The 10047-nt window shown below is 55.5% G+C and carries 11 protein-coding genes and 1 tRNA gene; 7 read left to right on the plus strand and 5 right to left on the minus strand.

Translation table 11 applies throughout. The features are described 5' to 3' along the window. Window positions 1–98: 98 nt before the first annotated feature. Window positions 99–172, plus strand: a tRNA-Cys gene (locus M5B42_RS12135). 281 nt (window positions 173–453) lie between these two features. On the opposite strand, the gene M5B42_RS12140 is transcribed toward M5B42_RS12135, so the two are convergent. Then, window positions 454–834 carry a hypothetical protein gene (locus tag M5B42_RS12140; protein ID WP_152739211.1) on the minus strand — a complete coding sequence of 127 codons (381 nt, stop codon included), beginning with the start codon at window positions 832–834 and terminating at the stop codon, window positions 454–456. Between the two features lie 393 nt (window positions 835–1227). Between M5B42_RS12140 and M5B42_RS12145 the strand changes: the two genes are divergently transcribed. Both M5B42_RS12145 and M5B42_RS12150 read left to right on the plus strand, forming a co-directional pair. Further along, entirely contained in the window at window positions 1228–1752 is a 525-nt protein-coding gene (locus tag M5B42_RS12145) for a hypothetical protein (RefSeq protein WP_248745952.1), read from the plus strand. Between the two features lie 416 nt (window positions 1753–2168). Next, entirely contained in the window at window positions 2169–2774 is a 606-nt protein-coding gene (locus M5B42_RS12150; RefSeq protein ID WP_248745953.1) for a DUF6338 family protein, read from the plus strand. Between the two features lie 375 nt (window positions 2775–3149). Here the strand turns inward: M5B42_RS12150 and M5B42_RS12155 are convergent, their stop codons facing one another. The 3 genes from M5B42_RS12155 to M5B42_RS12165 form a co-directional block, all read right to left on the minus strand. After that, a complete protein-coding gene (locus M5B42_RS12155) occupies window positions 3150–3824 on the minus strand; it encodes a polysaccharide lyase family 7 protein (protein ID WP_248745954.1) in 675 nt (224 codons plus the stop codon). Window positions 3825–3980: 156 nt separating this feature from the next. Then, a complete protein-coding gene (locus M5B42_RS12160) occupies window positions 3981–4349 on the minus strand; it encodes a VOC family protein (RefSeq protein ID WP_248745955.1) in 369 nt (122 codons plus the stop codon). A gap of 136 nt (window positions 4350–4485) precedes the next feature. After that, window positions 4486–5016, minus strand: a complete 531-nt coding sequence (locus tag M5B42_RS12165) for a GNAT family N-acetyltransferase (RefSeq protein WP_152739193.1) — start codon at window positions 5014–5016, stop codon at window positions 4486–4488. Window positions 5017–5262: 246 nt separating this feature from the next. Between M5B42_RS12165 and M5B42_RS12170 the strand changes: the two genes are divergently transcribed. From M5B42_RS12170 to M5B42_RS12180, 3 genes are all read left to right on the plus strand, one after another. Then, window positions 5263–5955, plus strand: a complete 693-nt coding sequence (locus M5B42_RS12170; protein WP_177099030.1) for a hypothetical protein — start codon at window positions 5263–5265, stop codon at window positions 5953–5955. A 221-nt stretch (window positions 5956–6176) separates the two neighbouring features. Continuing rightward, a complete protein-coding gene (locus tag M5B42_RS12175; protein ID WP_152739188.1) occupies window positions 6177–6809 on the plus strand; it encodes a LysE family translocator in 633 nt (210 codons plus the stop codon). 66 nt (window positions 6810–6875) lie between these two features. Beyond that, complete coding sequence (locus tag M5B42_RS12180) at window positions 6876–7274, plus strand: DUF3224 domain-containing protein (protein WP_248745956.1); 399 nt, start codon at window positions 6876–6878, stop codon at window positions 7272–7274. Between the two features lie 45 nt (window positions 7275–7319). Here M5B42_RS12180 and M5B42_RS12185 read toward each other — a convergent pair whose 3' ends face one another. Continuing rightward, window positions 7320–8459 carry a lactonase family protein gene (locus tag M5B42_RS12185; protein WP_248745957.1) on the minus strand — a complete coding sequence of 380 codons (1140 nt, stop codon included), beginning with the start codon at window positions 8457–8459 and terminating at the stop codon, window positions 7320–7322. A gap of 490 nt (window positions 8460–8949) precedes the next feature. Here M5B42_RS12185 and M5B42_RS12190 point away from each other — a divergent pair, with 490 nt between their 5' ends. Then, window positions 8950–10032, plus strand: coding sequence for an efflux RND transporter periplasmic adaptor subunit (locus M5B42_RS12190; protein ID WP_248746005.1), 1083 nt, complete (start codon window positions 8950–8952; stop codon window positions 10030–10032). Window positions 10033–10047: the final 15 nt, after the last annotated feature.

A 10047-nucleotide genomic window follows, 5' to 3' on the forward strand; every position in this document is an offset into this window, starting at 1 on the left:
ATAATGCGCGCCATCAGCAGGGACGGCAACGTCACCAACGCTGAAGAATCAAGGAGTTGCGGCAAGCCAGTCTTGCAAGGGCGCTCGATTCGACCTGAGGCCGAGTAGCAAAATGGTTATGCAGTGGATTGCAAATCCATCTACGCCGGTTCGATTCCGACCTCGGCCTCCACCTTCAAAGCCCCGTAAATCAACGATTTACGGGGCTTTTTTAATGCCCGAAAAATGAAAAGAGTTCCGCAACTCTTGGTAGGAGTTCCGCAACTCGGCGTCATTTTGTGGGGTTGACGATCTTGCCAACCCGACGATATACCTTTTTCGTCATCTCTTCGGTCGAGTGGCCAAGCAACCTGCAACTCTTCAGGCACTCTGAGGACGTCACGCTCATAATAATAAGGTTGAACAAAAAAGCCCGGCGCTGGGCCGGGCTTCAAGGGCGTTGCGCATTCAACGCTATTGGAAATTTTTCGTGATTGCTCGCTTACCTATTGCTGCCTCAATATTGCAATAAGTACGCTTATCGGCGGCGCAGAGAAGATACCTCCCATCCCTTAGCTGCATCGAAAAGGTCAGCTCGATCTCATCACCAGCCAGCATCACGCCGGCCATGGCTCCAATCGGGCCGAGAGCCAACGCTCCAGCCAGCCCCAGACCAACAGCACTCGATACGTCCCGGTACGAGGCCTCACTGATAATCCTGATGTCGAGTATTTCGGAGGTGGCAATCTTAAGTCCAGGCCACGGATACACAGCAGTTTGTATAGTTATAAAGCCGGGCTCAAGTATTGCAAATCCCTCAAGGAAATCCCCCGCCAGGATTTTTATTTTTGCCATGCGGTGTCCTCCTTGTATCAACTGCTATGAAATTGAACGCTTAGCGGGACGGGGCGTCAATGGCCTGTGGGTAATGGTCCTCAATGACCCGACAAATGGATGAGAACGAAAAGCCCGGCGCTTGGTCGGGCTGAAATCGATTGGCTCTTGCTAAACCACACGTAGTCGCCCAGGGCCGCTCCATCCTCCAGCAACGCGGCGTTGATGCTTCGGTGACTATCAAGGCCAACAGTGAGGTCGGGGTAATCGACTGGTTTGTGATGACCTCGCAATGCCCCTACCAACTTCCTACACCAATGAAACATTTGTTAGTTGTCCCGCGCCGCTATGGCATGGACCATGGTCCATGGTAAACGCCAATCACGCTACTTCAGCACGAGGAAAATGGCTTCCATGCTTCAGAAGAAACGCTCGCCGCAGCACACGGTCATTCACTGTCTGGGCAGGCTTAGCCTGCGCACAGCGGGTGCCGTCGCAATCACCCTCGCTACCTTGGGTGGCGCACAAGCGGCTACGTCCACCACCGATACCATCAAGGCATTCAAACTCTGCACTGGCGCGGATAACGACTCCCACGTACTGGAAGGGACCATCGACCAGCACATGCGCAACGACGTGACCGCCATTCACTTCAAGCAAACCCCGGCGCATGCCTCCTTTGATTGGCACAAGGACCCGGAGCCTCAGTACGTCATTACATTGTCCGGTACCCTGGCGTTCGTGACCAAAACCGGTGAGAAATTCACCCTGCATCCGGGTGAAGTGCTGATCGCCGAAGACAATACCGGCTCAGGGCATCGCTGGAATCTGGTCGACGATCAACCCTGGCGGCGTGGGTATGTGGTCCTGAAGCCTGGCGCGCCGGATTCGTTTATCCCGAATGACCCGGTTGCTGCGAAAGTATGTAAAGCGCCTTAAGAATGCTGTCCTGCGCACCGCTGTAGCGTGCCACTGGCCCGGCAATCAACTGCCGGGCCAGCTCATCATTTGTCATGCGGCCAAGACCCAGACCCTCTGCAACCTCTTTGGATAGAGGTGATTCCGCTTATGGGGACTTCATTGACGGGGAGGATCGCATTTACCTCGCACGATTTCATCTATCTTCTGAACACTTTCCATTAGTGCATCAAAAAACTTGCTCATTAATATGTTCTCACTGTTTTATGGCGCTTGAAAAATATTTTCGCCGCATTCTACTACGTTGATTTGACCGTAAGATAATTCTCCTTTTGTTGAGTGATATTTCTTGGAGTGCTTTTCTGTCTTGTGGATTGATGGTGATTTGATTTTTAGTGGAGTATTACAGGCGTCCGAATGCAAGTGGCTACCCGCAAATGGATGATCTCGTAAAAGATGTGATACCTCTGCTGCAATACCTGATTCCGGGCTTCTTAACCGCTTGGATCTTCTATTCGCTAACCGCCTTTAAACGGCCTGATACCTTCGGGCAAATAGTGCAGGCGCTGATTTTTACATTTGTTGTGCACGGGGTTGTGCTTGCAATTGGCGAGCTATGCCTCTGGGTTGGATCGAAGGGTCTGGCAATTGGAAAATGGGACGCAAAAGCCGAGGCATTTTGGTCCTTCATGATATCCGTTTTACTCGGATTGCTTTCATGCTGTCTCGCCACCAGCGATAAACTGCATAGTTGGTTAAGGAGCCGCGATATCACTGAGCAGACTTCATACCCGAACGAGTGGTACAGCACCTTCTCGAGATATCCGCGCTTTGTAGTCTTGCATTTGAATGACGAGCGCCGCCTTTATGGATGGCCTTCGGAATGGCCCAATGAGCCGGCCCAGGGGCAATTTGTCATCCAGAACCCCGCCTGGCTTGACGAGCGAGGGGGGCAAAATCATTGTGGTGCGCAGTTTTTGGTTATCGACGCTTCGAAGGTACAATGGGTAGAGTTTGATCAAGAGATAGAGGACGAGAAATGACCAGTAAAGCGCCCCAACCAATGCCAGCGTCCGGACGAAAGGGCATTGCGCATGACGGCAAAAATCCACTTCCCAGAGCCGTTGTTAGGCCAACGGCCCCCTCTGCTCCTCCGCCGCCGAAGAGATGAGAGCAGGGCCCTGGTGATCAAGATCGGACCTGAGGACGCTTCGGCGGACAGGTCCCGTTTAATAACGTTGACCGGCCGGAAGTCGTTACTGGCCCCTGATCAGTCCGGCATGCCTGACGGCCGGCGTGGTGGCGCAAGCATCGGATTTTCTTCTCGCTGCTCCAGTCTGATGTACGCGGGCCAATTGGTAACAAAAGGTTCAGTCATCCAGCGAATAGAGCAGTATTGGGCTGCGGCTAATGCCAGATTAAATGTGAGTCACGGACAGTTGGCTGATAATGCAAATTGAGCCGTCGGTTGACGGTGTGGCATCCGTATAGTCAATCTGATTATAAATCCCTCCATGGAAATCGAAGGATTTGGACAGCCAGGAGCTTCCCAATTGAAGCGTTGGAGAGGAGGCGGACTGACCGCCGCTACTGGCACTCAGGATAATCGCGCCCGTAGAGTTACTATGGATGCTCACCTTGAACTTCGCACCTAATGCAACGTTACCCAGTAGAAATGCAGGCGTTGGGTCGGCACCGTTGAATTCCTTTCGAAATGCATAAGTGAGTGAGTTCTTCTCCCAAAACACCTTGATTGCCGGGTCTACATCGTCCTGAACGTGCATCTGTGAAACCACGACCTTCTGAGCCGAGTTCACCTTCACCAGGGTCATCTCTTGCCGGTTCCAATGATTGGCGGCGCTAAGCAGGGTCCAGTAAATCGGCTCTTTCCATTCGCAGCGCGTTCGATGTGTACTCTTGCTGGATGCCCCCTTGGTAGGGGCCGTGAGCTGAATAGATCCATCTGGCAGCCGGGTTATTACGGTAGGGCACTCTGCGAGAGCCATAGTACCGTTCAGCTCCAGCGCTACCGGGTTGGTGGCTGACGTCGGCAATGGAGTGGCGATGTCGAAGTTGCTGATATCTACAGTCATGATGGTCATCCTTGGTCATGGGAACTGTTTTTAATTGACGCTGGCTAGTCTGATACCTGTGGACGGTTATAGTTCACCGATTGGAAGTCATTGAGGGCGGGTATCGAACCTCGCGACGTCCTTGATCCCTGCCGCGTCCAAACCGCCCGCTTTGGATCAGCTTGATGGTTTTGAAAAGACGTTTACCAGGCTGCCATCCGGATCACGGAGCAGCAGGGAGGTATTGCCCCATGGCATTATCGTTATTGGCATCACAACTTCCGCATCACTGACCCGAAGCAGCACGGCCTCGACGTCATCCACTTGAAACTCCAGGATTGCCGAGCGGTTGCTGGCGGCGACGGCCAATCCGTTGTTATGAAGACGGATCAGGCGCTCATCGCTTATCGCCAGGATGACTCCGTCGAAGTGTATTTCGGCGAACCCGTCAGCAAGATGCCTGGGCTCAATGGTCGAGAGACTTTGATAGAACTGGACGAGGTGTTCGAACTTACTGGTGACGAGGCGGACAGACGAGAATTTCATGATTTGACCTGACAGAAATGAGAGGCCTCAGCCTACGTCAGGCCTCTGTCAGTTTCTGGCAGTATCGTTTTGCAAAACCCGGAAAAAGGAGCAAAAAGTGGGGTCCCACTTTTCGCCGTGGGCAAATGGCCGGGTGTCAACCCTCAAATGTTGCCCGCTCAATTTTATAAAAATAGTTTTCTTGCTGACCCACGGTGAGCTGTTTTATTGATTTATGGGAGAAAGTCCCCCCGATCTTCTCCACTGCCCGCTGCGACCTAATGTTTTGACTGCCGATGTGGAACCAAACGGTGTCGACCCACTGAAAGGCATGCTTGAGCATCAGGTGTTTAAGTTCTCCATTCGCGGCGCCGCCCCATTTTTCGCGAGCTAGAAAGGTGTATCCGATAGCAACCTCACGCTTTTTCTCGCTGAATTCATAGTAGCGAGAACTACCGACTACGCTGTTGCTGTCACGGTCGATAACGACCAGCGCGCTCTGCGAGGTGAGGGCTTCGTTAAACCATTCGCGAAAGACAGGTTCCTGGTAGCGCGTCGGGCTCGGGTGTTGAACCCAGATCAATGGGTCGGATGCGACGCGGTAAAGTGATTCGAAATCCCCGGCCTCCAGCGGGCGCAGCTCAAGTGACTCACCAAGAATTGATGGGGAGACGGGTAGTGCTTGCATCATTTTCTCCTGAGGTTCGGATGACTTGACCCTGGGGTTTCCTTGTACCCAGGCTCAGATTAACGCTCAATCAACATGAGAAATAGCCTTCTGGAAAAACTCGTATTTCCCGCGCATCTTAGGCACGGGAGAATATTACGTGTGCCAAACGCGGAGGATAATGTTCAAGTGTCGCTGCAAATTCAGCGATACGGGGTTTTCAGCCCGGAATAACAGAGTTCCTTTTCGTAGCAGAGGAGCTTTATCGTGACCAAAAAGAACATTCCCGATTCACATCCGATCAGCAGCGCGCTAAGCACCACCGACGACATCTACTCGCGTAAGATATCTGATGCCTCTACCGACGGAAATGAGGAGGTCCCGGCCAACGAGCCGCGTTTGCTCGACACCCTCGCGTTCACCGGCGCCAAATCCGTCATTCTCGAAGCCCCGTACAACAATCATCCGATTGATCGCTCTGATCGGTGTAGGCTGGACCGTCAAGAAAAGACGAGGAGGGCAGCCGCCGCAGTTCAACCTGCACATCGGAGTTCATCGTTGCCCCGATGTGCAGGCTGTCATGATCAACACCCACCTGACAGATCAGCCTTTGACGGTGACCGGGCCATGGTTGTCGCAGTGGCCACCATGCGGATGGTGCAGATGCCCCTCCACCAGATAGTCCACATGATCCCCATGTGTGACAGCTTCATGCCCACAGCCCGGGCCATGCACATGATCCTTGGCATGTCCGCCGCAGCTATGATCAGGTGTGCAGCTAGCGGGATTGCGCGCGTTGATCTCCAGGCTGTGCTCATCGACGTGATCGCCATGCACATGGTGCAGGTGACCATCGTGCAGGTAGTCGACATGGCCATTGTGCTCAATCGCCGTATGTCCGCAGCCCGGGCCATGCTGATGGGTGTGATTGGGATGCTTGTCGCACGTGCTCATACCTGATTCCTCTTTCTCTTCATGTTGGAGATTGGGTGTATTCAGGTTAGGCACATGTCCGATTTCGTGCCTCAATTACCCATGAAATGATTTACCAGTCGTCGTTTGCGTAATACGTAGTCTCGCGGATCCGGGCTAAAGGGGCGCGTGACTGACCACGGTGGCATACCACTTGCTTGCGGCTAGCAGCATCTTTGACAACTCCCACTGGATTAAGGATTTTCCCTTTGGCACTGCACCTTTGGTTTACTTTCGCCCTGGCCTACCTGGCAACGACCCTGTCTCCCGGTCCAAACGTACTCTTGGTCGTACGCAATGCCTTGCGTTATGGCCCCCCTGCCATGGCTGTAACACTGCTCGGCAACCTTGTCGCTCAGTTGCTGGTGACCAGCGGCGTGGCACTGGGCGTGGGTGCTATCCTCATTGCCGTGCCTACGGCATTCCTTGCGCTAAAAGTCATTGGCGCCGGTTATCTGATCTACCTCGGGTTGCGCCAGCTGTTGGCCCGTACGCCAGTGGTCCGGTCAGAAGGTGAGCCGCAAACCAGCCCACCGTCATCGAAATGGAACATTGGTATGGAGGCGTTTCTGGTCTCCGCGAGCAACCCCAAAACGCTGATTTTTCTCTGCGCTTTTTTACCGCAGTTTCTTGATCATGATCGGCCCATTCCCGGGCAGTTCCTGATGATGTACCTGACCATTGCAGCTATCGTAGTGATCGTCCATTCGGTTTACTGCTACACCGCTTATCGATTCAGTAAACGCCTCAGCGCCGCGCATTGGGTCGTGGCCTTGAAGCGCACCACTGGGGCGATATTCATCGGTCTGGGCGTACGCTTGCTGAACACCAAGGCGCTGTAAGCCGAAATCCGGTAAATCCAATTTATCAGTATGGAAGTCACCCATTCCTTTCTTGAAGAACACTCCATGAAAAGCACACAAGCAAATGGCTCTTTTGAAATCAGACTAAACCCCGAAGCCCTTAGCGAACCGGCTGCCGGGACAGGTCTTGGACGCATGTCCTTCAACAAGGTCTTCCAGGGCGACCTCGTGGCGACCAGTCAAGGTGAAATGCTTTCTTTGCGCAGCAGTGTGCTGGGTTCCGCCGGCTACGTGGCGATGGAAACGGTGACCGGCACGCTTCAGGGGCGCAATGGCAGCTTTGTGTTGCAGCACAGCTCGACCATGACTCGCGGCGTAGCGGAGCAGTCCATTAACGTTGTGCCTGATTCCGCTACCGGGGAGCTTGCAGGGCTTGCCGGTCGCCTGGTGATCACGATTGAGGAAGGCCAGCATTCCTACCAGTTTGACTACTCACTGTCCTGAGACCAGCAGGGAGAGGCGAGGGTGGTCGTGCCTCTCCCCGGCACTTCACGGATAGCTGACTGCCTGCACCCAGTTGGCGCCCTTGCCAGAAGGTGCGCCGGAGCTACGCGTCAGCGTGCCGTGTAGCGGGTCGATGGCATATACACCCACCTCAGGGCTTTTCTCTCCGGTCACCAGCAGCCATTTCCCCGACGGATCGACGGTGATCCCCCGCGGTTGCTGTTCGACCTTGATGTTCTGCAGAAAGCTCAGCTTGCCGCTTTTGCCGTCTACCGAAAAGGCACTGACCGTGCTGCCGGTGCGCTCCGAGGTGTAGAGGAAACGCCCGTTGGGGGTGAGCTTGATATCGGCGGCCCAGATCAGATTGGCCGCCAGCGGCGGCGGTGTCGGCTGGCCAGGCTTGATCATCGGCCGGGCGATGCCGCGTACCAGGCCCGAGTCGGCGGGGATGGCATTGACTTCGGACAGCGCATTCAGGCGTCCGCTCTTCGGGTCGATGGCGAATGTGGTCACGGTGCCGGCCATTTCGCTGAGCAGGTAGAGAAAGCGGTTATCAGACGAGATCACCGGATGACGGGGACCACTGCCCTTGGGCATGTCGATATGCCCCAGTGGCGTGAGCTTGCCGCTGATGGCGTCGAACCTGAATTCCAGGTACTGATCGGAACCCAGGCTGGCGGCGTACACAAAGCGATTGGTCTTATCGACAATGATCGAGTGGGCGTTCGGGCCGGTCTTGATGACTTGTCGTACATCATCGCTCACCACACCCTTGGCATCGATGGCATTGACGCTGATCAGGTCCTCGCCGTATGAAGCACCAAACAGATAGTGACCGGCCTTGTCCGTAGAGATATAGGCCAGGCTGTCGGCGACTGTGGAATTCTTCAGGTGCTTGAGAGCCCCGTTGGCCGGGTCGATGGCGTAGGTCGCTACCGAATAGGGTCTGGCGCGTATGGACGCATAGAGTTTGCTGCGGTCGGGGCTCAGCGCCAGGGGCATCACGCCGGCCCCGACGTCGGTGGTGGCCAGCGGTTGCAATTGCCCCTTTGCCGACAGCTCATAGCTGCTGAGCGTGCCGTCGTTGGCATTGGAGACGTAGACGTAGGTGTTGGCCCAGGTCAGTGGGGTGATCATCAATAGTGCGGCACCGGCGAAACCTTGAAGGGTTTTGGTTCGACTCATTTCAGGGACTCTTTATTGTTGTTTTTAATTGTCTGTCATCGTATGACCTGGCTTGATTGTTAAGCGGCCGCGCCTCCCTTGTCAATCCTGAGGCTGATCAGGGAGACAGGGTTTGCCTGTGTCGTTTGTGATCGATGTGGCATCCATCCGTATGACGGGCTGCTCCATGGTTTGGACTCCGTGACGTCTTCACCAACGGAGCTGACTGCCGACCCGACGACTTGGGGAACTTCAGACTATTTCGAATGAGAAGGCGTAAAGGCTAGGCCGCGCGCGGGCATTTCTCCACGCCGCTCGTCACTTGCTTAACTGACAAGAGTTTCACGATCGGCGTACCGCCCCAGAAAGCTTAGGTTCAGGTTGCCGGGCGCAACCTCGATAGCAGACTAATCTTCAGGGGCATGGCCAGTGGCCGTTACCCGTAAAGAAACAAGCCCCAGGGGAGAGATGAGTGAAGCACAGCAAGGGAACAAGCATTCTGCTGGTGGTCGTGGTGCTGGGGCTTCTGGTGGGAGGCTGGGTGCTTTATCACAGCTTGAACAAGCCCAAGGGCAAACCGCCTTCGGTGGGCGATCCGGTGACCGCCGTTGCCGTCAAGTTGATGGATGTGCCGGTGTACATCGATGCCCTGGGCACGGTGACACCGACCCGCAGCGTGACTGTGGTCAGCCAGGTTTCCGGCATTCTGTCCTCGGTGGACTTCAAGGAAGGCCAGCGGGTCAACAAGGGCCAGGTGGTGGCGCGCATCGATGACCGCGCGCTCAAGGCCCAGCTGGCCCAGGCCAAGGGCGTGCTCGCTCACGACCAGGCGGTGCTGGTCAATGCCCAGCGTGACCTGGCGCGCTTTCGCGAATTGATCAAGGTCGGCTCGGTCAGCCAACAAACCCTCGATACCCAGGTTGCCACGGTGCAAGAGCAAGTGGGGACAGTGGCCGCCGACGATGGGGCGGTGCAGAACCTGCAAGTGCAGGTGAGTTATTGCACCATCACCTCGCCGGTGGATGGCATCGTCGGCCTGCGCCTGGTGGACCCCGGCAACTTTGTCTCCGCCGGTAGCACCACGGGGATCGCGGTGATCACCCAGATGAACCCGGCAACCGTGGTGTTCGCGGTACCGGAGGACGATCTGGGGGCCATCGATCAGGCAATGGCCAAGGGCAAGGTCGATGTCCTGGCCTATGACCGCAACAAACATAACCTGCTGGCCAGCGGGACCTTGCTGGCCCTGGACAACCAGGTCGACACCACCACCGGCACGGTACGGGTCAAGGCGCAATTCAGCGACACCGGCAATGCGTTGTTCCCCAATCAGTTCGTCAATGCCCGGCTCAAGGCCGATACCTTGCAGCAGGTTGCGGTGGTCCCGACCCTGGCGATCCAGCACGGCAGCAAGGGTGATTTTGTCTTCGTGGTACAGGGCAACAAGGCCAGCCTGCGCACTATCAAGAGCGGGCCGGTCAGTGGCGACCTGACGGCGGTGCTGGACAATGGCGTGAAAGTCGGCGAGCAGGTGATTACCGAAGGGGCCGACAAACTGGACAACGGCTCCACGGTGAAGGTGGTCAGCCAGTGAGTTCAGCAATGTCTC

The organism is Pseudomonas sp. MWU12-2037 (genome assembly GCF_023242345.1).
Lineage (GTDB): Bacteria > Pseudomonadota > Gammaproteobacteria > Pseudomonadales > Pseudomonadaceae > Aquipseudomonas > Aquipseudomonas gingeri_D.

Bases quoted from the DNA above. Each gene is read 5' to 3' on its own strand.
- M5B42_RS12185 (WP_248745957.1), bottom strand. From the start codon at position 8,459: ATGAGTCGAACCAAAACCCTTCAAGGTTTCGCCGGTGCCGCACTATTG.
- M5B42_RS12145 (WP_248745952.1), top strand. From the start codon at position 1,228: ATGCTTCAGAAGAAACGCTCGCCGCAGCACACGGTCATTCACTGTCTG.
- M5B42_RS12155 (WP_248745954.1), bottom strand. From the start codon at position 3,824: ATGACTGTAGATATCAGCAACTTCGACATCGCCACTCCATTGCCGACG.
- M5B42_RS12180 (WP_248745956.1), top strand. From the start codon at position 6,876: ATGAAAAGCACACAAGCAAATGGCTCTTTTGAAATCAGACTAAACCCC.
- M5B42_RS12140 (WP_152739211.1), bottom strand. From the start codon at position 834: ATGGCAAAAATAAAAATCCTGGCGGGGGATTTCCTTGAGGGATTTGCA.
- M5B42_RS12165 (WP_152739193.1), bottom strand. From the start codon at position 5,016: ATGCAAGCACTACCCGTCTCCCCATCAATTCTTGGTGAGTCACTTGAG.
- M5B42_RS12160 (WP_248745955.1), bottom strand. From the start codon at position 4,349: ATGAAATTCTCGTCTGTCCGCCTCGTCACCAGTAAGTTCGAACACCTC.
- M5B42_RS12150 (WP_248745953.1), top strand. From the start codon at position 2,169: ATGGATGATCTCGTAAAAGATGTGATACCTCTGCTGCAATACCTGATT.